At 62.7% G+C, this 26,055-nt stretch carries 24 protein-coding genes; 14 read left to right on the forward strand and 10 right to left on the reverse strand.

Going from position 1 to position 26,055, the window contains the following annotated elements; all coding sequences use genetic code 11:
* The first annotated feature begins 15 nt into the window (after positions 1-15).
* The gene (locus tag Mgrana_RS01110) at positions 16-1,485 is read left to right on the forward strand and encodes a S8 family peptidase (protein WP_170146368.1); all 1,470 of its coding nucleotides are present in this window, start codon (positions 16-18) and stop codon (positions 1,483-1,485) included.
* Here the strand turns inward: Mgrana_RS01110 and Mgrana_RS01115 are convergent.
* The 4 genes from Mgrana_RS01115 to Mgrana_RS01130 form a co-directional block, all read right to left on the reverse strand.
* Positions 1,482-2,462, reverse strand: a complete 981-nt coding sequence (locus Mgrana_RS01115) for a ribose-phosphate diphosphokinase (RefSeq protein ID WP_119355758.1) — start codon at positions 2,460-2,462, stop codon at positions 1,482-1,484. The genes Mgrana_RS01110 and Mgrana_RS01115 overlap by 4 nt on opposite strands.
* A gap of 160 nt (positions 2,463-2,622) precedes the next feature.
* Entirely contained in the window at positions 2,623-3,243 is a 621-nt protein-coding gene (locus Mgrana_RS01120; RefSeq protein ID WP_119355759.1) for a 5'-methylthioadenosine/S-adenosylhomocysteine nucleosidase family protein, read from the reverse strand.
* Between the two features lie 82 nt (positions 3,244-3,325).
* Complete coding sequence (gene mtnN / locus Mgrana_RS01125) at positions 3,326-4,024, reverse strand: 5'-methylthioadenosine/S-adenosylhomocysteine nucleosidase (RefSeq protein ID WP_240631194.1); 699 nt, start codon at positions 4,022-4,024, stop codon at positions 3,326-3,328.
* 55 nt (positions 4,025-4,079) lie between these two features.
* Entirely contained in the window at positions 4,080-4,397 is a 318-nt protein-coding gene (locus tag Mgrana_RS01130) for an MliC family protein (RefSeq protein WP_119355760.1), read from the reverse strand.
* Between the two features lie 114 nt (positions 4,398-4,511).
* Here Mgrana_RS01130 and rimO point away from each other — a divergent pair, with 114 nt between their 5' ends.
* The 5 genes from rimO to ahcY all read left to right on the forward strand — a co-directional run bounded on the left by rimO (position 4,512) and on the right by ahcY (position 10,635).
* Positions 4,512-5,879 (forward strand): 30S ribosomal protein S12 methylthiotransferase RimO, encoded by a 1,368-nt coding sequence (gene rimO / locus Mgrana_RS01135; RefSeq protein WP_119355761.1) that lies wholly within the window; start codon positions 4,512-4,514, stop codon positions 5,877-5,879.
* 150 nt (positions 5,880-6,029) lie between these two features.
* Entirely contained in the window at positions 6,030-7,367 is a 1,338-nt protein-coding gene (gene trkA, locus Mgrana_RS01140; protein WP_119355762.1) for a Trk system potassium transporter TrkA, read from the forward strand.
* Positions 7,342-8,814 (forward strand): TrkH family potassium uptake protein, encoded by a 1,473-nt coding sequence (locus tag Mgrana_RS01145; protein ID WP_119355763.1) that lies wholly within the window; start codon positions 7,342-7,344, stop codon positions 8,812-8,814. Before trkA ends, Mgrana_RS01145 begins: the two co-directional genes overlap by 26 nt.
* Before the next feature lie 35 nt (positions 8,815-8,849).
* Positions 8,850-9,332, forward strand: a complete 483-nt coding sequence (locus Mgrana_RS01150) for an S-ribosylhomocysteine lyase (protein WP_170146369.1) — start codon at positions 8,850-8,852, stop codon at positions 9,330-9,332.
* 40 nt (positions 9,333-9,372) lie between these two features.
* On the forward strand, positions 9,373-10,635 hold the full coding sequence (ahcY, locus tag Mgrana_RS01155) for an adenosylhomocysteinase (protein WP_119355765.1): 1,263 nt from the start codon (positions 9,373-9,375) through the stop codon (positions 10,633-10,635).
* A gap of 71 nt (positions 10,636-10,706) precedes the next feature.
* Here ahcY and Mgrana_RS01160 read toward each other — a convergent pair whose 3' ends face one another.
* From Mgrana_RS01160 to Mgrana_RS01170, 3 genes are all read right to left on the reverse strand, one after another.
* Positions 10,707-11,708: a tagatose 1,6-diphosphate aldolase gene (locus Mgrana_RS01160; protein WP_222592122.1), complete on the reverse strand. Its 1,002-nt coding sequence runs from the start codon at positions 11,706-11,708 to the stop codon at positions 10,707-10,709.
* A 94-nt stretch (positions 11,709-11,802) separates the two neighbouring features.
* Entirely contained in the window at positions 11,803-12,903 is a 1,101-nt protein-coding gene (locus Mgrana_RS01165) for a type IV pilus twitching motility protein PilT (RefSeq protein ID WP_119355767.1), read from the reverse strand.
* A gap of 183 nt (positions 12,904-13,086) precedes the next feature.
* Positions 13,087-14,148 (reverse strand): M28 family metallopeptidase, encoded by a 1,062-nt coding sequence (locus Mgrana_RS01170; protein WP_119355768.1) that lies wholly within the window; start codon positions 14,146-14,148, stop codon positions 13,087-13,089.
* A 61-nt stretch (positions 14,149-14,209) separates the two neighbouring features.
* Between Mgrana_RS01170 and Mgrana_RS01175 the strand changes: the two genes are divergently transcribed.
* Both Mgrana_RS01175 and Mgrana_RS01180 read left to right on the forward strand, forming a co-directional pair.
* Positions 14,210-14,542 (forward strand): hypothetical protein, encoded by a 333-nt coding sequence (locus tag Mgrana_RS01175; protein ID WP_186813101.1) that lies wholly within the window; start codon positions 14,210-14,212, stop codon positions 14,540-14,542.
* A 53-nt stretch (positions 14,543-14,595) separates the two neighbouring features.
* Positions 14,596-15,600: a YpdA family putative bacillithiol disulfide reductase gene (locus tag Mgrana_RS01180; RefSeq protein ID WP_119355769.1), complete on the forward strand. Its 1,005-nt coding sequence runs from the start codon at positions 14,596-14,598 to the stop codon at positions 15,598-15,600.
* 14 nt (positions 15,601-15,614) lie between these two features.
* On the opposite strand, the gene Mgrana_RS01185 is transcribed toward Mgrana_RS01180, so the two are convergent.
* Positions 15,615-16,724: a hypothetical protein gene (locus Mgrana_RS01185; protein WP_119355770.1), complete on the reverse strand. Its 1,110-nt coding sequence runs from the start codon at positions 16,722-16,724 to the stop codon at positions 15,615-15,617.
* A gap of 147 nt (positions 16,725-16,871) precedes the next feature.
* The gene (locus tag Mgrana_RS01190; RefSeq protein WP_119355771.1) at positions 16,872-17,108 is read right to left on the reverse strand and encodes a hypothetical protein; all 237 of its coding nucleotides are present in this window, start codon (positions 17,106-17,108) and stop codon (positions 16,872-16,874) included.
* Positions 17,109-17,590: 482 nt separating this feature from the next.
* Here Mgrana_RS01190 and ilvB point away from each other — a divergent pair, with 482 nt between their 5' ends.
* Genes ilvB through cimA form a run of 6 tightly spaced genes read left to right on the forward strand, consistent with a single transcriptional unit; the run spans position 17,591 to position 24,839 of the window.
* Positions 17,591-19,279: a biosynthetic-type acetolactate synthase large subunit gene (gene ilvB / locus Mgrana_RS01195; RefSeq protein WP_119355772.1), complete on the forward strand. Its 1,689-nt coding sequence runs from the start codon at positions 17,591-17,593 to the stop codon at positions 19,277-19,279.
* Positions 19,280-19,306: 27 nt separating this feature from the next.
* The gene (gene ilvN / locus Mgrana_RS01200) at positions 19,307-19,816 is read left to right on the forward strand and encodes an acetolactate synthase small subunit (RefSeq protein ID WP_119355773.1); all 510 of its coding nucleotides are present in this window, start codon (positions 19,307-19,309) and stop codon (positions 19,814-19,816) included.
* A gap of 44 nt (positions 19,817-19,860) precedes the next feature.
* On the forward strand, positions 19,861-20,604 hold the full coding sequence (locus Mgrana_RS01205) for a class I SAM-dependent methyltransferase (protein ID WP_119355774.1): 744 nt from the start codon (positions 19,861-19,863) through the stop codon (positions 20,602-20,604).
* Between the two features lie 10 nt (positions 20,605-20,614).
* Entirely contained in the window at positions 20,615-21,637 is a 1,023-nt protein-coding gene (ilvC, locus tag Mgrana_RS01210) for a ketol-acid reductoisomerase (RefSeq protein ID WP_119355775.1), read from the forward strand.
* Positions 21,638-21,690: 53 nt separating this feature from the next.
* Positions 21,691-23,250 carry a 2-isopropylmalate synthase gene (locus tag Mgrana_RS01215; RefSeq protein WP_371862061.1) on the forward strand — a complete coding sequence of 520 codons (1,560 nt, stop codon included), beginning with the start codon at positions 21,691-21,693 and terminating at the stop codon, positions 23,248-23,250.
* A 2-nt stretch (positions 23,251-23,252) separates the two neighbouring features.
* On the forward strand, positions 23,253-24,839 hold the full coding sequence (gene cimA, locus Mgrana_RS01220) for a citramalate synthase (RefSeq protein ID WP_119355777.1): 1,587 nt from the start codon (positions 23,253-23,255) through the stop codon (positions 24,837-24,839).
* A gap of 13 nt (positions 24,840-24,852) precedes the next feature.
* Here the strand turns inward: cimA and Mgrana_RS01225 are convergent, their stop codons facing one another.
* On the reverse strand, positions 24,853-26,013 hold the full coding sequence (locus Mgrana_RS01225; protein ID WP_119355778.1) for an MFS transporter: 1,161 nt from the start codon (positions 26,011-26,013) through the stop codon (positions 24,853-24,855).
* Between the last annotated feature and the right edge of the window lie 42 nt (positions 26,014-26,055).

Raw genomic sequence — 26,055 nt, forward strand, 5'->3', positions numbered from 1 at the left:
GGCTGGAGGTACATCGTGCGCTGGATTGGACTGCTGTTGTTGGCCCTGTTGACCGCCTGTATTCCCCCCTCGATTCCCCCCAGCCTCACCCTGCTCCCTCCCCAGGCGGCTCGAGGGGAGACCGTCACGGTCAGATTAAAGGGGCTTTCTGCGGAGGGAACCCGGTTATTTATCGGCACAGCCGAGGTGCCGACCCAAAAACTCGATCCCCAGACCCTGACCTTCAGCGTTCCGCAGGACACCCCGGCTGGGCCACAGACCGTGCAAGCCCAGTCCGGGGATCGGTTCGCCGCCGCAACCCTGGGGGTGCTGGGTGAGGTGGTTCCCAACCAATTGGTGGTCACGGTTAAGTCCGGCACCAATCTGGGGGAAGCCCAGAAGCAGATTGGGGCCCTAGGGTTCCGGTTTATCCAGGCCCTTCAGCCGCTCAACCCCAGTTCATCGGACCCTAACGATCCCTGTTCGGGCTCCCTCGGCGTGGTGGATGTGGGGGGAAAGCCCCTGGGGGAAGCCCTGGCCGAGCTTGACCAACTGAACATCGTGTACCGGGCAGACCCCCAGTCCGCCGGGGGTGCGGGTGGGGTGGATCACCTGGGAGCCATCGGTGCGCCGGCTGCGAAGCTGCGCAACCGCAGCGGGAAAGGGATCACCATCGCGGTTTTGGACACAGGCCTAACCACAACCCCCACGGCTGGAGCGAGCCCCACAGCCACCGTCGCTGGAGACACTGTCAACCTGCAGCCGGGGTTCAATTTTGTGGACAACAGCACGGACCTAACCGACGACTTTGTCAACCCCAGCAGCCAAACCCCGCTGCACGGCACCCCTATCGCGGTTCTGGCGGCTGGGGCCAAACTGGGGGTGGCTCCTCAGGCTACGGTTTTGCCGGTAAAAGTGTGCGACCGCAACGGATTATGCCTGGCCAGCAACGTGGTGCGAGGGGTGTGCTACGCCATCGGCCAGGTACCCGATCGCAGCAAGCTAGTGCTCAACTTAAGCCTGGGGGGGGATACCCCGGTGGGCGTGCTCGAGGCCATCCTCGGCTATGCCCTGAGCAAGGGCACCCTGGTGGCCGCCGCCGGGGGGAATCAGGGCCCTGATATCCACGATGGTGCCTTGGTCAAGCTGACCCCCAGACACTACCCAGCCGCCCACCCCTTGCCCGGCCTGGTGGCGGTGGCCGCCCTGACCCAGGACCCGCTTTCTGGGCAGTGGTCGCCGGCGGGCTTTAGCAGCCAGGGGGTCAACATTGACTATCTGGATATCGCTGCGCCAGGACAGGACATCGCGGTGGGGCAGTATGTCTACGAGGGCACTTCCTTCGCTACCCCATTGGTGGCTGGAGCGCTGGCGCTGTGGCGCGAGGCTAACCCAGGCCTGAGCCCTTCGGAGATCGAGGTCAAGCTCAAGGCCGCCGCCACCCCTCTCCCGTTCACACCCCAGCAGGTCGGAGCGGGAATGCTCAACCTCTCGAGCCAGCCCTAAATCAGCACGCTCACCGACTGATTGGTGTGCACACGCTGGATGGCCTGGGCCAAGAGCGGCGCGGTCGAGAGGATGGTGTAACCCAGGCTGGGGTTCAGGGCAATGGTGTCGGTGAACAGCACCTCGCGGATGGCGGGGTGGGCCAGGTTCTCTCGAGCCGGTCCCACCAAAACCGCATGCGAGGCCATCACAATGGTTTCGGGCAGGGCCCCCGCCGCCACCAGCGCCTCCACCCCCCGGCGGATGGTTCCCCCGGTAGAGATGATGTCGTCCACGATCAGGGGGCGCTTACCCGCCACATCCCCGATCACGTAGCTGACCTGGGTCTCTCGCGGCCCAATTCGCCGCTTGGCCAGGATCGCCAGCGGAAGCTCGAGCCGCTCGGAGAGCCGCCGGGCTTGCTCGGCCCGGCCCGAGTCGGGAGAGACCACCACCGCGTTGCGGGTAAAGCCCTTGGCCTCGAGGTATTCCGCAAAGAGGCGCACCGCGGAAAGCTCGTCCACCGGATGATAGAAAAACCCCTGGATCTGGGGGGCATGGAGGTCTACGGTGATGACCCGGTCTACCCCCACGTGCTCGATGAGACCGGCCACCAACCGTGCGCTGATGGGCTCACGGCCCCGGGTTTGTTTATCCTGGCGGGCATAACCGAAGTACGGAATCACCGCGTTAATCCGCTTTGCACTGCTGCGGCGCACCGCATCGGCCATCACCAGAAGCTCCATCAGGTTGTCGTTGACCGGAGGGGCGGTGGGCTGAAGCAGGTACACATCATCCCCACGAATGCTCTCCAGCAAGCGCACCTGCACCTCGCCATCAGGGAAGCGCTCCACCGTAGCCTCCCCCAGCCGTAGCCCCAGGGCTTTGGCTACGGCCTCGGCCAGGGGCCGATTGGCGTTGCCGCTGAACAACTTAACATGGCCGCCGTCGGTGTGCTCGAGCTCTTCCGCGAACGCCCTCGGTTCTCTCACTCCCATAGGTTCCTCCCCGAGCACATCCCAAGCAGCACAGCCCTCCTATACCCAGGATCGGTATATAGGGGTGGGATACCTAGCCCTTAGCATCAAGGATCTTCTTCAGTATACCGGTCGGTCCCCCCGAAATTGGGAGACCCGTCTACCCTTGAGCGGGAAAGGCTCAGCCCTCGAGCACCTTGACCATCAGCTCGGCCAAGTGCCGGGCCGCAGGCTCCAGGTGCTCTGCATCCCCCACCATCCGTATGAGGGCCAGGGGTATCCCGGTTTTTCTCGCGCTCCACAAGGCTGCGGCCCCTCCGATCTCGGCAACATCGGCGGCCAAGCGTTCGCGCAGGTGGGCAACCTCGGCCGGGCTCGAGGGGAAGCGGTCGGCGGTGGCCACCCGACCGGTTCGCACCGGCTGCCCCAATGCCTGGGCGGCTCGCAAGACCCGCTGGGAAAGCACCGGGTCTGCCGCGACCAGGTGCTCTGTTGGCGCTCCAAATGCCAGATCGTACTGCACCCCGTCCTGCGCCACGATTAGGTCTAACGGCTTGAGCTGAGGATCCAGGGCCTGGGCCAAGCCCACCCCGAAGGCCTGGCTTGGATTGAAGCGCTGGCGCGCATAGGCCACCGCAGCGGCAGCGGCCACTTTGCCCCTCTCGGTCTCGAGCAGCACCACCTCATGCCGCCCGACCTGCCCCCCGTGAATCAGCCAGGGGCCGTCCAATTCCCGCTCGAGGCGCAAGGCTCGGCCCAGAACTTGGGCAATCCGGCCTTCGGGAGCAAAAATAAGGGTCATGGCGGTCCTCATCGGCAGCGGGAAACCCCGGCAACCAGTCCAATGCTATGCCAAGATTTCCCCCAGGCTGTGACAAGTGCACTTACCCACCCAGCATCCCCACCAGAAGAGCCGCCAACCGGGCAGAAGCGCTCTCCAGGAGCACCTCGAAGGACTCATTGGCCTCCTCTCCAGCGCCATCGGAGATGGCCCGCACCAGCGCCAGGCGCAGTCCCAGGCTGCGGGCGGCCCACAAGGCTGCGGCTCCTTCCATCTCCACCGCGTCAGCGGCGAAGGTCTGCCGTACCTGATGGGCTAAGCCGGGGTCTGCCAGGAAGCGATCCGCACTGGCCAGGCGGCCCCAGTACACCGGAAACCCCAGCCGCACCGCAGCTTGATACAGGCGGTGGGAGAGCTCAGGGTCGGTGGGGAGAAACCGTTCTCCGGTGGCTAGCTCACCCGGCTGGCGGCCAAAGGCGGTGATGTCCACATCGTATTGCACCGCATCGAAGGCAATGATCAAGTCGAGCGGCTGAAAGGCCGGGTTGAGGGCCCCGGCTACCCCGACCCAGACCGCCTGCTCTGGGGCGAAGCGGGTATGGGCATAGGTAACGCTGGCCGCCGCCGCCGCCTTGCCCACCCCAGCCTCGAGCAGCACGATCTCTCGTTCCGCAAACCTACCCCGATGGATGGGCATGGGCCCTACGACCGCTTCGTGCAAACCCAGGCCCTCACGCAGGGCCTGGGCCTCACTCCCCTCTGCAGCAAACACCGCGATGGCTCGAGGTTCAACCTGGCTCACTCGGACAGTGTACCCGAGGCTCACCTCAGAACCGGCACCGGGGCTTGGAAGCGCGCTACTGGGCTAGGCAATCGCGGTGCAGAATTTTATCCGGACGAAGCGTAGCCAAAAAGGCCCGGTTGCCCCGTGTCCACCACTCCAGGTTCCCACTGACATACCGCGCCCCATCTGCTGAAAGCGCGGTGCGAAGGGTGTAAGTTCGCCCTCCGTAGCGAAAGCGGGCCAGCTGCCCCCCCTCGAGGTAGGTCACCGCCAGGCTGAACCCGTCTGCACAGCGGTACTGAACGGGCTTAGGGGCCTGCTCGAGCGACCCTCCACCGGCCCAAACCCACCCCAACCCCATCACTCCCAGTATCCACAAAACCAGCGGCATAGACCAAGGGTAGGAAAGCCCCAGCCCTGCGTCAATCGCCCCGCCTCCAGACGGCCTGCTATACTGGAAAGCTGTTGTGCCCGGAGGGTTGGTCGGGGCACTTTGGGGGAAGCAATGGCCGGTAAAGTGGGGTTCGTCAGCCTGGGGTGTCCTAAAGCCCTGGTAGATTCCGAGCAGATCCTTTCGCGCTTACGCGCCGAGGGGTACGAGACCGCACCGAGCTACGCGGGGGCCGAGCTGGTGGTGGTCAATACCTGTGGGTTCATCACCCCGGCGGTGGAGGAGTCCCTGGCCGCCATTGGGGAGGCGCTGGCTGAAAACGGCAAGGTGATTGTCACCGGCTGCTTGGGGGCCAAGCCCGAGGTGATAAAAGCGGCCCACCCGCAGGTGCTGGAGGTCACCGGCCCCGGCGAGACCGAGAAGGTGCTCGAGGCGGTGCATCAGGTCGTCCCCCCCGAGGCCAATCCCTTTACCCGCCTCATCCCCCCTCAGGTCAAGCTCACCCCACGCCACTATGCCTACCTAAAGATCGCTGAGGGTTGCAACCACAAGTGCAGCTTCTGCATCATCCCCCAGCTGCGGGGGTTGCAGGTTTCGCGCGACGCCGCTGAGGTTTTGTTTGAGGCCACCCGTCTGGTCGGTAGCGGAACCAAGGAGTTGTTGATCATCGCCCAGGACACCTCGGCCTACGGGGTAGACCTCCGCCATCGCGGCTCGGATTACGCCGGGAAAGAGGTAAGGGCGCATCTGGTGGATTTGGTGCGGGAGCTGTCCGGTTTGGGGGCGTGGCTGCGGCTGCACTACGTTTATCCTTATCCTCATGTCCGCGAGCTGATCCCCCTGATGGCCGAGGGCAAGCTGCTGCCCTACCTTGATGTGCCCCTACAGCACGCCTCGCCTCGAGTTCTGCGGGCCATGCGCCGACCGGGTGGGGCCGAGTCTCATCTGGAAACCCTGCAGCGCTGGCGCTCGATCGCTCCCGATCTGGCCATCCGCAGCACCTTTATCGTGGGGTTTCCGGGGGAGACGGAGGAAGACTTCGAGCTGTTGCTCGAGTTCCTCGGCGAAGCCCGGCTGGACCGGGTAGGCTGCTTCCCCTACTCCGAGGTCGAGGGGGCTGCCGCCAACGCCCTGCCGGGGCAGGTTCCTCAGGAGGTCAAAGAGGAGCGCCAGGCCCGGCTGATGGAGTTGCAGAGCCGAATCAGCCTCGAGAAAAATCTGGCTAAGGTGGGGAAGGAGCTCGAGGTGATCGTAGACAGCTACGGCGAGTGGCCGGGCCAGGTGGTTGGGCGCAGCAAGTACGATGCGCCGGGGATCGACGGCCTGGTCTATGCCACTACCGATGGCACGGTAAAAATCGGGGACCTCATTCGGGTGCGCATCACCGGGGCCGAGACCTATGACCTTCACGGGGAGATGACCGGGACCATCGCTTGGAAGCCGGGAATTGGGAATCTGGCAAGCCAAACCATTCGGTTGTAAGCTAGCCAAAGAACCTGCTATGAACCTCACCCCTAACCCTGCTCTATACCCCCACGCGGCGCTTGTAGAGGAATCCAGGGTTGGGGGTGGTTTTTGTAGGGGCGTAGCCCTCGGGGATCCGGGGGCACCCCAGAGCAAAGCGGAGCAACCATGCACATAGTTATCGCAGGGGGCGGCGAGATCGGCTCACAAATCGCCAAAGCCATCCACAAAGATCACGATGTGGTAGTGGTGGACACCAATCCTGAGGTCAAAGAGCGACTCGGCAACCTCGACGTGCAGATCGTGACCGGCAGCATCACCGACCCCGAGATGCTGCGCGAGGCCAAGGTAGACCTCTGCGACACCTTTATCGCGACGACCAATTGGGACGAGGTTAACCTGATCGCCTGCATGCTGGCCAAAGGGCTAGGGGCTAAGGAAACCCTCTGCTTCGTGGGCAAACAAACCTATATGGACATCCTCACCGATCCCCGCACCGTTGAGCTGCTGGGAGCCCGAATTGACCAGGTGTTCTGGCCCCAGCGCAGTCTGGCCAGGGAGATCGTGGAGGTGATTCGGGTCCCCGGAGCGGTGGACACAGAGACCCTAGCCGGTGGGCGGCTGCGCTTTGTGGAGTATCAAGTGCGGGAGGGCGGTCCCTATGCTGGAAAAGAGCTCGCCCTGCTGGATTGGCCCGACGGTAGTTTTATGGCAGGAATCCTGCGCGAAGGCCGCTTCATGGCGGTGACCGACCCCGGTTTCAGCAGCTTGACCCTGGAGCCCGAGGATCGCATTTTTTTCATGACCACCCCAACGGGCTTCGATGCCATCCAGGCCTGCTTCGCGCCCAAAGGCCGGGTGCGGCGGGTCATGGTGGTGGGGGGGGGCAACGTGGGGTACATAGTGGCCCAAGAGCTGCTGCGGGTGCGGCTGGAAGTGACCATCATTGACCACGACCCCGACCGCTGCGCCTGGCTGGCTGAGCAATTGCCGGGGGCTTTGGTGTTGGAGGGGGACGGCACCGATCTGGAATTGCTGGAGGCGGAGGGGCTCGAGCATGTTGACGCCATCGTGGCAGTCACCGAGAACGACGAAAAAAACCTCCTGGTTTCGCTTCTGGCTAAGCAAGTTGGGGTGCAGAAGGTGGTGACTCGAGTCAACCGAGGTGAGAACCGCCGCCTTTTTGAGCATGTGGGCATTGACATCCCCCTCACCCCACGGGCGGCTGCGGTGCGCGAGGTGGTGGACTGGCTCTCACCCGAAAACGTAGACCACCTGGCCTTGTTTGAGGACAAGGTGGAGCTGCTGGAGTTTGAGCTACCGGGCAACTTCCGAGAAATCCCTTTCGAAAACCTGCAGCTACCGCGAGGGGCGGTAGCGGTGGCTTTAGAGCGCGGCACCAAGGTGTACTTGCGCAGCCCGCAACTGGCCGTCACCGCAGGGGACAAGCTCCTGGTGCTTACCGACCGACAGGTGTCCAATGCAGTACTCGAGCAGATTACCTGAGCGCTACATCCCTAAGGTCACGCTGTTTTTCCTGGGAACGGTGTATCTGAGCCTGGGGGTGATTTTGCTCCTCCTGGCGGTGGCCGCGCTGGCCCTGCGCGAGCCGGGGCTGGGGTTTGGCCTAGGCGCCCTGCTGGGAATTGGTCTGGGGGTGGCCTTTCGCCGGGCCGGGAGAGGATGGGAAGAACCCAGCCGAGCCGAGGCCTTGCTCTCGGTGGTGGTGCTATGGGCAATGGTTCCCCCGCTGGGAGCTTTTCCCTATTGGTTCTCTGGGGGGATGCCTTTTCTAAATGGATTGTTTGAGGCCACCGCAGGGTTCACCACCAGCGGGGCCAGCACCCTGGGGGAATTCAGCTCCATAGGCTATACCCTGCTCTTGTACCGCAACCTGAGCCAGTGGTTAGGGGGGTTGGGCATCTTGGTGCTGCTGGCCTCGGTGCTGACCTTGTTAGGGGTGGCCGGTCGGCAGATTTTCCTGAGCGAGAACACTGGATTGGGGCGTGAGTCCCTCACCCCCCGCCTGCGCAGTGCCTCCCGCAACGTAGCGGTAGTCTACGGTGGGCTGACCCTGCTGGCTGCCGTGGCGTACGCCCTGGCCGGGGTACCTTCCTTTGAGGCGGTGGGCAACGCACTCTCTACCCTTTCTACCGGCGGCTTCAGCCCCAACCCCTACAGCTTTGAAACGTATCCTCCACTGGCCCAGTGGATGGGCACGCTGTTCATGTTCTTGGGCGGGGCTAACTTCCTGCTACAGTATCGGTTCTTTTTCCGGCGTGACCCGAAGCTGCTGGGGGAGCTCGAGTTCCGGGTCTACAGCGCGATCATTCTGATCGCCGGACTGGGGCTTACCCTCTTGCTCTACACCCACCCCAGCAACGGGGAGTCCTATAGCTTTTCTGAGGCCCTGCGCCATGCTTTCTTCAATGTGACCTCTTACATCACCACCACCGGCTTTCGGAGCACCCCCCTCTCCGGCTGGGCTCCTGCGGCCCAAGCCATCTTGCTGGCCCTGATGTTCGTGGGGGGCTGCGCCGGGTCCTCCACCGGTGGGATCCGGGTGCTGCGCTGGTTGGTCATCGGAGCCCTGGTGCGCCGCGAGTTGCTGCGCTCCGTACACCCTCAAGCGGTGGTAACCCTGCGCATCGGCGGACGGCCCATCAGCGAGGACGTGATGCGCTCGGTCGCGGCCTTTATCACCCTTTATGTGGGCCTGCTGGCCGCTTCGACCCTGGTGATCTCTGTGGCCGAGAACAACTTCGTGCTGGGGTTCACTGCCGCTGCCCAGGCCATCGGCAACGCCGGGCCGGGGCTGGGCCTTCACTCTTATGCCGATTTGCACCCGCTCTCCAAGATCGTCCTGATGATCCAGATGTGGGCCGGACGTATCGAGCTGATCCCGGTTTTCCTGCTGCTCACGCCCGAGTTGTGGAAGCGGCTGCGGGGGTGAGGGCCTCCCGCGCGGCCCATTGCTAGACTATGCCTATGGCCAACCCGATCATCCCAGAGTCCTTCCGCCTCGACCATCAAAGGGTCCGGGCTCCCTATGTGCGTCTGGCTGGGGTCAAGGAGACCCCCAGGGGCGACAAGATCGAAAAGTATGACCTGCGCCTGGCTCAGCCCAATCGAGAAGCCATCGGTACGGGGGCCCTACACACCCTCGAGCACCTCTTGGCCACCCAGATGCGCGGCCACCTGGAGGGCATCGTGGACCTCTCGCCGATGGGCTGCCGCACGGGGTTCTACCTGGTGGTTTTGGGTGAGCCGGGGCCAGAGAAAGTTCTGCAGGCCTTCCGCACAACCCTGCTCGAGGTCGCCGAGCACCAAGGGGCGGTGCCTGGGGTGAGCGAGCTCGAGTGCGGCAACTACCGCGACCACGACCTGGCGGGGGCTCGGCGCTGGGCCAAGGCGGTGCTCGAGCAGGGCCTGCACCTGCAGGAGACCATCGAAATCGGCGAGGCCCTGTAACCCCTCCTGCGTTAGACTTGGCCCTATACAAGGAGAGCTTATGGCCAAGGAATACGACGTCAAGGATCTGGGCCTGGCCGACACCGGGAGGGAGCGCATCCAGTGGGCCGCTCAGGAGATGCCGGTGCTGCGGCAGATCAAAGAGCGCTTTGAACGCACCAAGCCCCTGGCCGGACTAAAGGTCGCGGCCTGCCTTCACGTCACCACCGAGACCGCCCATCTGGTTCAGACCCTTAAGGCCGGTGGGGCCGAGGTGCGGTTGTGTGCCTCCAATCCGCTCTCCACCCAGGATGATGTGGCCGCCTCGCTGGTCCAGCATGAGGGCATCCCCGTCTTCGCCCTCAAAGGCGAGGATAAAGAAACCTATTATCGGCATCTCGAGGCGGTGCTTGGGGAAGGGGTGCAGTTCACCCTGGACGATGGCTGCGACCTGGTAACCCTCCTGCATCAGGAGCGCCGCGAGTTGCTGCCGAGCATCCTGGGGGGGACCGAGGAGACCACCACCGGCGTGATACGGCTGCGGGCAATGGCCGCCGAGGGCGTGCTGCAATACCCGGTGATCGCGGTCAACGATGCCCACACCAAGCACCTCTTCGACAACCGCTACGGCACCGGACAGAGCACCATTGACGCCATCTTGCGGGCCACCAATGTGCTGCTGGCCGGGAAAATCATCGTGGTGGCCGGATACGGCTGGTGTGGGCGAGGGGTGGCCTCGAGAGCCCGGGGCATGGGGGCCCATGTGGTGGTGACCGAGGTGGATGCGGTGAAGGCCCTGGAAGCGGTAATGGACGGATTCCCGGTGATGCCGATGCTCGAGGCCGCCCAGATCGGGGATATCTTCATCACCGTCACCGGCAACATCGGGGTGTTGCGGCAGGAGCACTTCGCCCGGATGAAAGACGGGGCCATCCTCTGCAATGCGGGGCATTTCAACGTGGAAATTGATATTCCAGCGCTGGAGGGGGCGGCTCGAGAGAAGCGGTGGGGTCGGCCTTTCATCGAGCAGTACCAGGTGGAGGGTGGGCGCAGCCTCAACTTGTTGGCCGAGGGCCGCCTGGTCAATCTGGGGGCGGCGGAGGGCCATCCCAGCGCGGTCATGGACATGTCCTTTGCCAACCAAGCCCTCTCGGTGGAGTATATGCTCGGGCGCAACGGGCAGTTAAAAGCAGGGGTCTATCCTGTTCCCGAGGTCCTAGACCGCGAGATTGCCCGGCTCAAGCTGGCGGCGATGGGCCTGCAGATCGACACCCTCACCCCCGAGCAAGAGCGATACCTGGCCTCCTGGCAAGCGGGGACATAACCGCCCTCTGTTTGGGGATCAACAGCCAACGCACCGGGTCTCACCCGGTGCGTTGGGCACGGTGGGGCTTTTTAGCCCACCACAGGCTCTGCGCCGTAGATGGTCCACCAGGGCTTGGCCGCTTTGGCCAGCACCTGGTTGAGCGATTCGATGTTCTGCACCCCACGATCCGCGAGCCAGTCCTCGAGGGCCTGTACGCCCTGCTTGGCATAGGCCGGGATCCCGTCTTGCCAGGTAGCCCGCCCACACAGCACCCCGCTGAAGGGAACCCCGGCCTCAGCGGCGAGCTCCAGGGACTCCCGGAACACCGCATCGCTAACCCCTGCCGAGAGGTAGATGAAGGGCTTCCCGGCGGCGCTGGCGGTGGCTTTGAGATCGGCAAGGGCCTGGGCTCGAGTGTAAGCCGCGGTCCCCCCAAAGGCGCTGGTGCCCTCCACAAAGGTGATGTTGAACGGCAACTCCACCTTGAGCACATCCACCCCATAGCGCTCTTTGGAGAACTCCTCCATGTAAGCCGCCACATACTTGGGCTTGACCTTGGCGAACTCAAACCCCTTTTCATTGCCTAGGTTGTCGTCATAGGCGATGGGCTCGAGGAAGAAGGGCACGTCCAGGCCCGCGCACTCGGCCCCGATTCGCTCGATATAGGCATGCTTGATGCGGTTGATGTGCGGATCGTCAAAGGGGTTGTAGTAGAGCAAAATCTTGATGGCGTTGGCCCCGGCCTCGACCAGCCGGCGCACGCTCCACTCGGGGAGCAGATCGGGAAGGCGGCCTTTGACATTGGTGTCGTACCCCGATTTCTCATAGGCCAGCAGCACGCCGGTGCCGGGGGCTCGAGCCTCGATTGCCGGAAGCCCGTACTCCACGTCCATGAGGATGGCCGAGGCGTGAGGGGTTAGGATTTTGGTGACCGCGGTTTTGAACTCCAGCAGCTCCGCATCGCTCACCTCTCCCCCTCGAGCTTTGGCGATGGCCTGGCGCAGGCTGCCGCGTTGGTCCATAGCCGCGGCGGCGATCACCCCTTTCTGATCCGCACAGGCTTGGATGTTGGTGTATTTCCCTTTGCTCATCTGGGCCATAGATGCCTCCGCTCCCTAGTTTATAGGGCAAAGGGGTTGTAGGCTAACCGCCGGCCCGGCTCAAGGGGCCTGATCAGGCCGTGCCCTAAAATCCCTTCCCGGTGAACTTGGTCAGCATCAGCTTGAGTTCGTGCGGGCTGGTCGCGGCCCCCTCGGCGTCCTCGAGGCTGATTTGCCCTTGGGTGTAGAGCTCGACCAGGTGCTGATCAAACGTGCGCATCCCTCGGATGTTGTCGTGCATCATGGCATCCTTGATCTGCGGGATCTTCTCCTCATCCTTGATCATGTCGCGGATGTAGGGGGTGTTGAGCAGGATTTCCAGGGCCAGGGTTCGGCCTTGCGCATCGGCTCGAGGCAGCAAGCGCTGCGAAAGGATGCCCAGCAGAGACTCCGCCAGCAGGATCCGGATCTGCTGGTGCTCATGCAGGGGGAAGAAATCAATGATGCGGTTGATGGTACGCATGGAGTCCAGGGTGTGCAGGGTGGAGAAAACCAGGTGCCCGGTTTGGGCGGCCATGATCGCAGCCTCCACCGTCTCGCGGTCGCGCATCTCGCCGATGAGGATGACATCGGGGTCTTGGCGCATGGCGTATTTGAGGCCGGTGGCAAAGGAATCGGTATCTACCCCAACCTCACGCTGGACCACCAGGCTTTTCTTGTGGCGATGCAGAAACTCGATAGGATCTTCAATGGTGACGATGTTTTTGGGGAAGTGTAGGTTGATGTGGTCAATCATTGCGGCCAGCGTGGTGCTCTTGCCTGAGCCGGTAGGGCCGGTAACCAAGACCAGCCCTCGCTCTTTGCCCGCCAGATCCTCCATGATCTCCCGGGGTAAGCCCAGGCTCTCGAAGCTGGGGATATTCTCCGAGACCACCCGCATCACCAGCCCAAAGCTGCCCCGTTGGTGCAGGAGGTTGCAGCGAAAGCGGGCCAGGCCGGGGATGGTGTAGGCAAAGTCCATCTCTTTCTTGTACTCGAGCTCCTCCTGCTGCATTGGGGTGAGCAGGCTGCGCACGATGATCTCGACATCGGCGGGGGTTAGGGTCTTGTTGCTGAAGGCCTTGAGCTTCCCGTCAATGCGCACGGTGGGCGGGGCCCCGGCCTGGAGATGAATATCCGAGGCTCGAGACTGCACCATGGTTTTGAGCATGTCGGCGATCACGCTGGGGGTCTGGGTGGTGCTCATGGTGTGCGTTTCTCCCTTGAGGGCTACGGGGTGCTCGAGCCTGTATTCAACGCTGGATGTCCTTTGGGTTGGCCAGAGGGGAATTAGCGCAAATGCCGAATCGTATGCTCGGGTTGGGTACCAAGGCTCACGCCCTGAAGTATAGTCCAAACGGCGCTGGGCGGGCCCACAAATAACCCGTCGCTACCCGAGCTGCCGCACCAGGCGGCGGGCATAGTCTAAGGTGGCGGTTACTGCGGCCCAACTCACGTTTTCAGGGCGGTCAGAGGGCCGGTGCCAGTGCGGGGGAAGTCCCGCCTCGAGCCGAATCAGGCTGAGGCAGGAGATGCCCCGGGCCGCAAAAGGGCGGGTATCGAAGTAGGCCAGGCGGTACTCGAGGGGGGCTGCGCCTGGGGTGGTCTGGGCCAGCTCGAGCAGCTGGCCCCGATAGGGATGAAACACCAGCATCCCCTCCCCGGTCGCATAGAACAGCTCGCCCTGGCCTATATTGTCCAGGTTCAGCACGAGCGCGTTCGGGGGGAGCAGGCCACTCTTCGCCAGGTGCTCGGCCCCTTTGGTGCCCACTTCCTCGCAGCCGGTGAGCACCAGCAAAGGCCGGTAGCCGGGGAGGGGCTCGAGGTTCAGCTCGTGAAACAACTGCACCGCCACCGCTACCCCACTGGCGTTGTCGTTGGCCCCGTTCACATAGGGTTCCTTTAGCTCGCGCCACAGCAGCAGAACCCCCTGGGCCAGAAAGTAGGCGCCAATGAGCGGGGGCACCGCCCGCAGAAAGCAGGCAAAGGGTAAGACGGTGGCCAGGGCGGCATTAAACAAGAAATTGAGCCGGAATTGCCCCACAAAAGCCGGCCCATAGAGAAAGAAGGTCTTGGCGCTGTCGTAGTGGGCCATCAAGACCAGGGGTTTAGGGTTGCCCCCAGAGGCCGGGCCATATGCGATAAGGTTTTGTGAAGGATAGCGGTCAAACAGCTTTCTCCAGGGGGTCCACCAGCCCGAGAAATGGGCCCAGAAGGCGTAGGTGCCCAGCAGGGCCAGCCACCACTGCGAGAAGAGCCCCCCCAAAGCCAACAACAATGAGGTCAGGATCAGCTCAGGGCCGTAGCTCCGGGGGGCTTTGAAGGGCTGCGTCTGAACGGTGTGCCCCAGCCCCTCGAGGTGCCCCTTCAGCAACTTGGCGGCCAGGTGTTCAAAGGGGCCAGCACTGCCCCGATGGGGCAAGCGGCACAGGCGTTCCCATAGTTCCTGCACCCTCCGATTCTAAGGGGCGGCGGTCTATGCGAGTTTCCGGCAACCCAGTAGACTTTTTCTTATGGGTAAAAAACGCCGGGAGGCCAAGTTGCGCCGCAAAAGCGCCATTCGTCCTCAGCTTTCCTTCAAGGACATGCTGCGGGTATTTCCCAGCCTGTTCCTGCGGGCGTTTGTGGTGGTGGTTCCGTTGACCTTCTTGATGACCTGGCTAGGAGCCAGCCACGTCACCGCGCTGAACAACCCGCTGGTGCAGATCGCCGCCTATGTCGCGGTGTATCTGGCCTTCAACCGCTTTATCTTCGCACCGATCCGCAATTTTAAGCCTACCCCGCCTAAAGGCTCGAGCGCCCCGCCCCCCAAGGCGAGGTCGGCAGAGCCCAAAGCCAAATCCTGATTCAGTGGCGTACTGCCCATTGCTCTGGGGCTGGCGCGGTACCATGAGACCCGATGTGGGATCTGATCATCATTGGCGCGGGCCCGGTAGGGCTGGCCGCGGCCATCGAGGCCAAGCGCAGGGGCCTGAGCGTGCTGAACCTGGAACGGGGAACCCTGGTTCACACCATCTACCGCTGGCCGGTGGAAACCGTGTTCTTCAGCGAAGCCAAGAACCTCGAGATCGGCGGGCACCCTTTCCCTTCCCTGAACCCCAAACCCACCCGTCGCGAGGCGTTGGCCTATTACCGCCGGGTAGCCGAGGTAGAGGGTTTGGAAATCCGCACCTATACCGAAGCCCTCGAGGTCGCTGGCTCAGAAGGCGAGTTCACCCTGCACTGCCGCAGCCGCGAGGGGGAGTCCTTCCTCAAGAGCCGCTACGTGCTGGTGGCCACCGGCTATTATGACAACCCCAATCGCCTGGAGGTCCCCGGTGTGGATCTCCCGCATGTCCTGTACGGCATCCAGGAGACCCTGGGTTTCTGGCGCCAGAACGTGGTTCTGGTGGGGGGCTCCAACAGCGCGGTGGAGGCTGCACTGGACCTGTACCGGGCCGGGGCTAGGGTCACGGTGGTTCACCGCGAGGCGGAGATCCGTCCCAGTGTGAAATACTGGCTCAAGCCTGACTTCGAGAACCGGGTCAAAGAGGGCTCGATCCGGTTGCTGTTGAACGCTGAGGTCAAGGAGATCGGCTCGAGAGAGGTAGAGGTACGGAGGGTTGAAAGCCCAAGCGCTATGGCCTCAAGCCTGCGGTTGCCCGCGGATTTCGTGCTTTTATACCTAGGCTACCGTGCGGTGGACGGGTTGCTGCGAAGGGCCGGGGTCCGCTTTGGGGGGCCAGAGGACGCGCCCCGGCTCTCCCAGAGCTACGAGACCTCGCTGGCTGGGCTGTTCGTGGCCGGAAGCGCAGGGTTTGGCTCCGATACCCGCACGGTGTTTATTGAGAACGGGCGGGAGCACGCCAAGGTAGCAGTGGGGGAGATCAGCCGAAGGCTCGAGCGGTTGAACGAGCCGGCCTAGGCTGGTCCCTGGCCTCAGGGCTGTATGGCGAGAATGGTGATCTTTCCGCTGTTTAGCACGAGCATCACGTAGAGCTTACCCGCCAGCGCGGTCAGCCCACGGTAGTAGCCGTCGCTGGCCTCGGGCAGCTTGAGGGTGCGGGTGGCTTTGGCGGTAGCGGGGTCGATCAGCACCAGGGCAGCACTCTGATACCCCACCAACCCCCACAGCTCGGTGCCGTTGAAGGTGATGGCCTGAAGGTCAATTTTGAAATCGAAGCTGCTTAGGAGCACATCCGGTTCGGCTGCGGAGTTGATTTTGAGCATTCGGAAGACACGATCGGTATAGGAGTATCCCCCCAGCCAGAGGTTGGTGCCATCAAAGGCCCCCGCCCGCACGCTGATGGAGTTGCTCAGATCGGTCTGGGTGTTGATGGTATCGCTGGGGGCTACCCCCGCCTTGAACCGAGCCACATCTTCTGAGCCGCCGCAGCCGCAGTGCGCCCAGTAGTCGGTGGGGCCCTGCATGGTGATGACCTCGTCGTAGCCGCTGGTATTGATGTCCTCGGCGCCGAGAATGGCCCCGGTGCTCGGCTGGATGATCTGCACCTTGCGGTTCTGGTCGGCGACGCGCAGGTTGGTGCCGTCGTTGACCAGGTTGGAGAAGGAGCTGGGGCTTACCGCCAGATTCTCGAGCTTCGCGGTCACATTGGCGGTATCGCAGAGGTTGCCCGCAGGCACCGCATCCACCTTGGAAAAGGTTTGCGAGGTTCCCTTGGTGTTGGTGAGACGAATTGAGGTATCGCTGAGCTTCTCGAGCTTGAACAGCTCGGTGCTGCTCAGGGTAACCCCTACCGCATCCGAGGAGATTGAGAGCATGTTGGGGTTGAGGGCGGCATAGAGCAGGGGGACACAGGTCAGCACGTTGGTGCTGGGTTCGACCGCGAAGACCTCACCGGTCCCATTGGCGTTGAACTGTAGGTACTTGAGGTTGGACAGGCCGAGCCCACCCAGGATCTCCCCGCTCCCCAACTGCACCCCCCAGATACCGGAGACCGCCGGGGGCTGTGAGGCCGGAGGCGCCCCTCCGCTGCTGCAGGCGGTTAGCAAAGCGATGCCGACTAGAAAAGCCACGGTTCTTTGCATGTGCATCCCTCCAGGCCCGTCTCGTGGGGTCTAGGGCACGGTAGCAGGAGCGCCGTTATGCCGGCGTTACAGTCAGAGAGTTGGCGGTAGATCGGCCGATAAAGGATGCTCGAAGCCATCCCAAAAAACTTCTTGAGGCTTGGGACTTTACGCTCTCTGGGAGAAGTACTGCGCCCCAAAATATCCAATCAGCGTGATGGCGACAAAGATCCAGAATAAGGGCCAGGTTAGCAGTTGTATGATGGCTCCAAGCTGCAGCAGAGGATTTATTAGGTTCCAAAAACTTTCTCGAATCAAGAGCCATTCAGCATACAAAAACAAGAGTATATTTCCGGCAAAACCAATCATCCATACCACGCCAAAAATGCCGCCTAAGATTTGCATATATGCTCCTATTTTTGTCCAACACTTTCACTCCAAATATTTCTATATATTACTGCGCTGGCGATATTAATTATCGCCAGACCAAGGGTGTTAATATTGGTACTTGAAAAGAAGATTGACCAGATTACCCAAGTCAAGAAAAATACTAGTCCTAGAAGTCGCTTGCCTGAAGGCAGAAATAGATACCCGGCTCCTGCTATCAAAATGTTGATTACTAGGCCAGCCCAATACATGGATTTCCCCTTAACCCATACTATAAATCATGGATTGTTTACCTATGACGTGAGGTGGCTATCGGGTTGACAAGGTATACCAAAGCCTTATAGACTTCAGGGCGAGATGCCCTCGAGCCGCACCCTAGTCCTAGCCGTAGTAGACCTAGTAATTACTGGGTCTACGGGGGTTTGGTGTAGCTGAAGCGGTTAAGCGCATCCTAAAGCCCCCCGAACCTCGGGGGGCGATGTTTTGGAAGAGGAGATGCTATGAATGGAGCGGCGGCAATCCTGAAAGCGTTAGAAAAGCAGGGGGTGGATCTGATCTTTGGCCACCCCGGTGGGACCATCATGCCCACCTACGACGCCCTCTATGACTCGCCCATCCGCCATATCCTAGTTCGGCACGAACAGGGGGGGATTCATGCGGCTACCGCCTATGCCCGGGCCTCTGGGCGGGTCGGGGTGTGCATGGCCACCTCGGGGCCGGGGGCCTTGAACCTGGTCACCGGACTGCAGGATGCCCTCATGGACTCCACCCCAGTGGTGGCCATCACGGGCAACGTGGCCCAGAGCCTGATCGGCACCGACGCCTTCCAGGAGGCCGATGTGGTGGGGATCACCCAACCGGTCACCAAGCATAATTTTCAGGTACACCACGTCAACGACATCCCCCGAGTATTGGCTGAAGCCTTTTACATCGCCTCAACCGGGCGGCCTGGCCCAGTGCTGGTGGACTTCCCCAAGGATGTGCAACAGGCGGCGTTCAGCGGAAGCTTCGAGGTGGAGGTGGACCTGCCCGGCTACAAGCCCACCTACAAGGGGCATCCGCGCCAGCTCGAGCGGGCTTTGGAGGCCTTGGAGAAAGCCCAAAAACCCATCTTGATGGTCGGGGGTGGGGCTCAGAACGCCGCCGATGAGATCATCGCCTTCGCTGAGCGAACCGGGATTCCGGTAATCCCCACCCTGATGGGTCTGGGGGCTTTCCCAGGCACCCACCCGCTGTTTTTGGGGATGCCGGGAATGCACGGCTCAGTGGCGGCCAACCGAGCCATTCAACACGCCGACACCATTTTGGGAATCGGGATGCGCTTCGATGACCGGGTGACGGGTAAGGTCAGCAAGTTTGCCCCCAACGCCCACACCATCATTCACGTGGACATTGACCCAGCGGAGATCGGCAAGCTGGTGCGCACGGCGATTCCAGTAGTGGGGGATGCCCGGTGGGTGGCAGGAGAGCTGGCCAAAGAGGCCAAGAAGTTGGAGATCAAAGGATGGTGGAAGCAGATTGATGAATGGCGCACCAAGCACCCCTTTGCCTGGAAGCCCAAGCCCTACCTCCAGAGCCAAGAGGTGATCCAGGCTTTCTGGGAGGCTACCCAGGGCCGGGCGGTGGTGACCAGCGGGGTCGGCCAGCATCAGATGTTCACCGCTCAATTCTTCAAGTTTGACCGTCCGCGCTCGTGGATTAACTCCGGGGGCCTGGGCACCATGGGGGTGGGCCTGCCCTTTGCCATTGGGGCGGCCTTAGCCCGCCCTGGGGAGACGGTGATTGATTTTGACGGGGACGGTAGCTTCCAGATGACCCTGCAGGAGCTGGCCACGGTTAAAAAACACAACCTGCCTATCAAGATTGTGCTGCTCAACAACGGCTTTCTGGGCATGGTGCGGCAGTGGCAAGACCTCTTTCATGCCCGGCGTTACAGCGAGGTATACCTGGCCGATTCCAACCCCGACTTCGCTAAGCTGGCTGAGGCCTATGGCATCCGGGGCATCACCCTAACCGATAAGGCCAAGCTGGCCGAGACGGTCAAGGAGGTGCTGGCCCATGATGGGCCGGTGTTGTTGGAGGCTCGGGTCCACCACGAAGAGGGGGTCTTCCCAATGATCCCTACCGGTGGGGCGGCAGAGGACATGATCATTGAGAACCCGCGCGAGGCGGTAGGGGCCGGGGATTAAGATGCCAAGGGCCGAGGTGAAAGCGCTATGAGGCACGTGGTTTCGGTACTGGTTCAGGATAACCCCGGTGTGTTGCAACGCATTGCCGGCCTGATCGCTCGTCGGGGATTCAACATCGAATCGCTGGCGGTTGGGCGTACCCACCAGGAGGGGCTTTCGCGGCTCTCGCTGGTGGTTACCGGGGATGACTCGGTGCTCGAGCAGGTGGAGAAGCAGCTCAACCGCTTGATCGAGGTGATCAAGGTCACCGATCACTCCGAGCCCCATGTCGAGCGCGAGCTGGCGCTGGTCAAGGTGCATGTGGCCGGTCTCGAGGAGCGGATGGAGCTCAAAGACATCGCCGAGGCCTTCCGGGCGCGGATCGTGGATGTGGCCAAGAAGAGCATCATCTTTGAGCAGACCGGCAATTCCCAAAAGGTGGAGGACTTCATCAACGCCCTGCGGCCGTATGGCCTGCTCGAGGTGATGCGCACGGGCGCGGTAGCCCTTTCACGCGGCGAGCAGGTCCTGAAGGTACGGGAGAAGAAGGCGGTTTGACCGGGGGCGATAGGAGAAATCGCCCCTATCGCTTGTGAGCCACGATGCCCAGAACCCTCGAGCAAAAATCCACTACGGAGCAGATCCGCGCCCGCTTCGATGCCGACGTGGAGCGCTTCTCTAACCTCGAGACCGGTCAGTCTGCTACGGTAGATGCTCCCTTGGTGCTCGAGCTGCTGGCCCAAACTGCCCTGGCCCTTCAGCCTGCGCCCAAGCGCTTGCTGGATGTGGGCTGCGGCGCGGGGAACAACACCTTGAAGATCCTTCAGGGCTACCCTCACCTGGCCTGTGACCTTCTTGACCTGAGCGCTCCCATGCTCGAGCGGGCCTATCAGCGGGTCACCGCGGCTACCGATGGGGAAGTGCGTATCCTTCAGGGCGATTTTCGAACGGTGGAGTTGCCGCCCGGCTACGACCTCATCGTCGCCGCCGCGGTTCTGCACCACCTGCGCGACGATGCTGATTGGGAGCGGGGTTTGCGCAAGCTGTACGACCTGCTCGCCCCCGGTGGGGCTTTGCTGGTCAGCGATCTCGTGCGGTACGCCAACCCGGCAGTTCAGGCGCTGATGTGGGAGCGATATGGGCAGTACCTCGAGGCCCTGGGGGGTCCCGAGTACCGGGCCAAGGTGTTCGATTACATTGACCGTGAAGACTCTCCCCGCCCCTTGTCGTGGCAGCTCGAGCAGCTGCGCCGGGTGGGTTTCGATCAGGTGGAAGTGCTGCACAAGAACAGTGTCTTTGCAGCCTTCTATGCGGTGAAAGGACGGGAGACCGTTCCTCAGAGATAAGGAGTGTGTTATGAAGATCTACTACGACCAAGATGCAGACCTAGGCTTTATCAAGGACAAGACCGTGGCCATTCTGGGGTTTGGCTCTCAGGGGCATGCCCACGCCATGAACCTGCGGGATTCGGGCATCAAGGTAGTGGTGGGGCTGCGACCCGGTAGCCGCAACGAAGCCAAGGCGAAGGCCGCCGGGTTGGAAGTTCTGCCCGTCGCCGACGCGGTGAAGAAGGCCGATATCGTGATGGTGCTGCTCCCCGATGAAACCCAGGGCAAGGTCTACCGCGAGGAGATTGAGCCCAACCTGAAGGAAGGGGCGGCGATTGCTTTCGCCCACGGCTTCAACATCCACTTCGGACAGATCAAGCCGCGCAAGGACCTCGACGTGTGGATGGTAGCGCCCAAAGGCCCTGGGCACCTGGTGCGCAGTGAGTACGAAAAGGGCTCGGGAGTACCCAGCCTGGTTGCGATCCACCAGGATGCCTCTGGCTCGGCCCTGCCGACGGCGCTGGCCTACGCCAAGGCCAACGGCGGCACCCGGGCCGGAACCATCGCCACCACCTTCAAAGACGAGACCGAGACCGACCTGTTCGGCGAACAAACCGTGCTCTGCGGCGGCCTGACCCAGCTCATCGCGGCGGGATTTGAGACCCTGACCGAGGCCGGTTACCCGCCCGAGATGGCCTATTTCGAGTGCCTGCACGAGGTCAAGCTGATCGTGGATCTGATCTACGAGTCGGGCTTCGCCGGGATGCGCTACAGCATCTCCAACACCGCCGAGTACGGGGATTATACCCGTGGGCCGATGGTCATAAACCGTGAGGAGACCAAGGCCCGGATGCGTGAGGTGCTGCGCCAGATTCAGCAGGGCGAGTTTGCCCGGGAGTGGATGCTGGAGAACGTGGTCGGCCAGCCCACCCTGAACGCCAACCGCAACTTCTGGAAGGAGCATCCCATCGAGAAGGTTGGCCCCCAACTGCGCTCGATGATGCCCTTCTTGAAGTCGCGCTTCAGCAAGGAAGAAGTAGCTGGGGACTAAATCAGTTGAGGGCCGGGTCATAGACCCGGCCCTGCGGTTCGATGGAGGTCGGTATGCGCCATGTTCGGATTTTTGACACCACCCTGCGCGACGGCGAGCAAAGCCCTGGGGTCGCGCTCTCCTTGCAGCAGAAGCTCGAGATCGCCCACGCCCTGGCCCGGCTCAACGTGGACATTATCGAGGCCGGATTCCCGGTCAATGGGGCCGCGGAGTTTGAATGCGTCTCACGCATTGCCCGCGAAGTCCAGGGGCCGGTGATCTGCGGGCTGGCCCGCACCCACAAGCTCGATATCGAGCGGGCCGCGGCAGCCCTCGAGAAGGCCGAGAAAAAGCGGATTCACGTCTTCACCAGCGCCTCCAAGGTGCATCTGGAGTACATGCTCAAGAAGACCCCCGAGCAGGTGCTCGAGCTCACCGACCAGATGGTGCGCTACGCCAGAGAGTTCACCGACGATGTGGAGTTCAGCGCCCAGGATGTGATGCGGGCCGAGTTCGATTTTGTGAGAAAGCTCTACCAGACCGCCATTGCAGCCGGGGCAACCACCATCAACATCCCCGATACCACGGGATATGGCACTCCCCCCGAGTACGGCGCGGTCATCAAGCGCATCTACGACGAGGTGGTGCAGGGGCGGGAAGTGCACATCTCTGCCCACTGCCACGATGACCTGGGCATGGCTACGGCCAACTCCCTGGCCGCGGTGGAGAACGGCGCCACCCAGATCGAGTGCACCATCAACGGCATCGGGGAGCGAGCCGGGAACACCTCGTTAGAGGAAGTCGTGATGGCCCTCTACGTTCGCCGCGACCACTACAAGGCCAAGACTCAGATCCACACCCGCGAGCTGTACCGCATCTCCCGGATGGTGGAGCGCTACAGCGGGATGGTGGTGCAGGCCAACAAGGCCATCGTGGGGGACAACGCCTTTGCCCACGAGTCGGGCATCCACCAGGACGGGGTGATCAAAAACAAAGAGACCTATGAGATCATGAACGCCGAGCTGGTGGGGCGCGAGGCTGCGGTGTTGGTGCTGGGCAAGCACTCCGGCAAGGCCGCAGTCAAAAAAGCCTTTGCTGACCTGGGGTATACCCTGGACGAAGCCCAGTTTGCTGCGGTGTTTGCCCGCTTCCGGGAGATCGTGGAGCGCAAAGGCCCCATCCAGACCGAGGAGCTGCGGGCCTTGGTGGAGTCGGAGACTGCTCCTACCGCCAACCTGTTCACCCTCGAGCACGTCCAGTTTTTCTCGGGCTCCGGGCTCTTGCCCACCGCTACGGTCAAGGTGGCCACCCCTGGGGGCATGGTCACCGCCACCGCCACCGGCGATGGCCCTGTGGATGCGGTTTACAAGGCCTTGGCGGAGGCCGTAAAGATGCGCCCTGAGCTGGACTTATACCGGGTGGAGTCGGTCACCGGCAGCACCGAGGCCCTGGGCGAGGTCACCGTGAAGCTCAAGCTGGGGGAGGTGCAAGCCACCGGGGCGGGGGTTTCCCCGGACATCATCGAGGCCTCGGCCCGGGCCTACCTGGACGCGGCCAATAAGCTGGCCGCAGGCCAGGCCGCACGGCAGCCAAGGTCGCTGGAAGAGGTGCAGCGCTCGGGGCTGGGGAAGTAACGATGATTGAGATCCTCGACACCACCCTAAGGGATGGCACCCAGGGCGAGGCGGTGAGCCTCTCCTCCGACGACAAGGTCGCCATCGCCAAGCGCCTGGCGGCCTTTGGGGTTCCCATCATCGAGGGCGGCTGGCCCGGCAGCAACCCTAAGGACGCGGAGTTTTTCGCCCGGATGAAGGGGGTAGGCCTGGGGGCGAGCCAGCTCTGCGCCTTTGGTTCTACCCGGCGGAAGGGCGTGAAGCCGCAGGATGACCCTTCGGTGCGGGCCATGCTCGAGGCCGCCACCCCCCTGGTTACGGTGGTGGCCAAGAGCTGGGACTTCCACGTGACCCAGGCCCTCGAGGTCAGCCTGGAGGAAAACCTCCAGATGATCGAGGAGACCTACCGCTATCTGGTGGGGCAAGGCAGACGGGTCATCCACGATGCCGAACACTTCTTCGATGGGTACAAGGCCAACCGGGCCTATGCCCTGGCGACGCTCGAGGCCGCCGTGCGCGGTGGGGCCGATACCCTATGCCTGTGCGACACCAACGGGGGCAGCCTGCCGGAGGAGGTCTACGAGATAACCAAAGCCGTGCGGGAGGCCTTTCCGGGCCTGATTATCGGCATTCACCCCCATAACGATGGCGAGCTGGCGGTGGCCAACGCCCTGGCGGCCATTCGGGCCGGGGCCACCCACGTTCAGGGCACCATCAACGGGTATGGGGAGCGCTGTGGTAACCTCAACCTCACCAGCACCATTCCCAACCTCATCCTCAAGTATGGGCTCGAGCTCGAGGGCATCAGCCGGGAGAAGCTCACCGAGCTGCGCGAGGTCTCGCACTTTGTGGACGAACGGGCTAACCTCACCCCCAATCTCCGAGCTCCTTACGTGGGGGACGCGGCCTTCGCCCACAAGGGGGGGATTCACGTCTCGGCGGTGCTCAAGAACCCCCGTACCTATGAACACATTGAACCGGAGGCGGTGGGGAACTCGAGACGGGTGCTGGTCTCGGACCTCTCAGGCCGTAGCAACCTGTTGGCCAAGCTGGCCGAGGGTGGGGTAAGCGTGCCCAAGGAGACCGCAGGGGCGCTGTTGGAGGAGGTGAAAACCCTCGAGCACGCCGGCTATTCCTTCGAGGGGGCCGAGGCCAGCTTTTACCTGTTGGCCCACCGGCTGCGGGGGGGAGAGCAGCCCTTTGAGGTGCTGGGGTTCAGCGTGTTCATGCACGCCAACGAGGCCAACCCCGACCTGCCTACCTGGTCCGAGGCGACCCTGCGGGTCAAGGTGGGGGAGAGCCTGCAGCACACGGCGGCGGAGAGCGAGTTCGGCCCGGTTTCGGCCCTTGATCTGGCCTTTCGCAAGGCTGTGCAGCCTTTTTACCCTGAGATCGCCGAGATCGAACTGGCCGATTACAAGGTGCGTATTCTGAGCGGGCAGGAGAGCGGCACCTCGAGCGGGGTACGGGTGCTGATCGAAATGGCCCGGGGAGGGGAGCGCTGGATGACCGTGGGGGCCAGCCGCAACAGCCTCGAGGCCTCGCTCAAGGCCCTCACCGATGGGTATGCGTATCCGCTGGTCAAGACCCAGCTAATTTCCCAGCCCTGAAGGGGGGGTTCCCTCAGGTGGGCATAGGCTTGGCTTCACGCTCAGGGACGAAAAGGGTCATGGCGAAGATGCCCAGCGGAAGCAGGGTCAGAAGCTGCATGACGCTCCCCAGTCCGAAGGCGTCAGCCAGGTTGCCGAGAAGCGCCACCCCCAGCCCGCTGGCCCCATAGGCGGTCCCCAAGGATAGCCCCGAGGCCAGCCCCACGTTCCCCGGCATGGCCTCCTGAATCATCACCACGATGATCGGCCAGGCCGCACTCAGCGCGGCCCCGGCCAGGCTGACCGCGGCCATCTGCACCAGGCCGGTGCTGTGCAGAAAGAGGTGGAGCGCAGCCAGCCCGATCAGGGCGGTGCTGGCCATAATCAGCTTGCGCCCATATCTGTCGGCGAGAATCCCGCCGGTAAGGGTGCCCACCGCCCCCGAAATCGCCAGGAGCGTCACCAAAAAGGCTGCGGCTTCGCGGCCCAGGCTGCCGGTATGGTGAAAGTAGAGCGGGATGAAGGTCTGAAGGCCGGTGGTCACTGTGCTGCGCAGGGTGATCAGGAGCATGAGAAAGGCCACCAACCCCGCTGCCGCCAGCCAGGGCCGCCGGGAAGCTGGGGAGGCCGCTCGAGCCCGGCCCTCGCCGCCGGCAATGCTCCGCCACTGGCTCCATAGGAGCAGGACGGCCAGCAGGGTAGGGACCAGCATCAGCAAGCTTCCGGCCTTGCCCAGCCGCTCCAAAAGGCTGGTGGCCAGGATGGGGCCAAGCGCAAACCCCAGATTCCCGCCGGAGAAAAACAGCGAGGTGCTGCTGGCGACCCGGTTTCCGCTGATCGCCCGTACCCGGCTCAGGCCCTCAGGGTGAAACATCGCCGAGCCAATCCCGCTGGCCATGACCGCCACGATCACCAAGGCGTAGAAGGGCTGCCACAGCACCGAGACCATGGCCATCCCGGTCAGCAAGCAGCCCACCCAGACCATCCATTTGAACGACTTGTGATCGCCCAGCACCCCAAAGAGCGGCTGGGCTACGGCAATCACCAGGTTGTTGGCCGTGATGATCGCCGCTGCTGCGGCGTAGTTGAGGTGGAGGCTCGAGAGCAGCACCGGCAGCAGCACCGCCAGTGAACCCGTTTGCATATCTACCGAAGCGTGGCTGAGGGTGATGGCCAGGATGCTCTTGCGCGGCACCTTCCAACTGTACTGACTGGAGGGTCAGATTGGCAAATCCCC

It is taken from the genome of Meiothermus granaticius NBRC 107808, assembly GCF_003574355.1.
GTDB lineage: Bacteria > Deinococcota > Deinococci > Deinococcales > Thermaceae > Meiothermus > Meiothermus granaticius.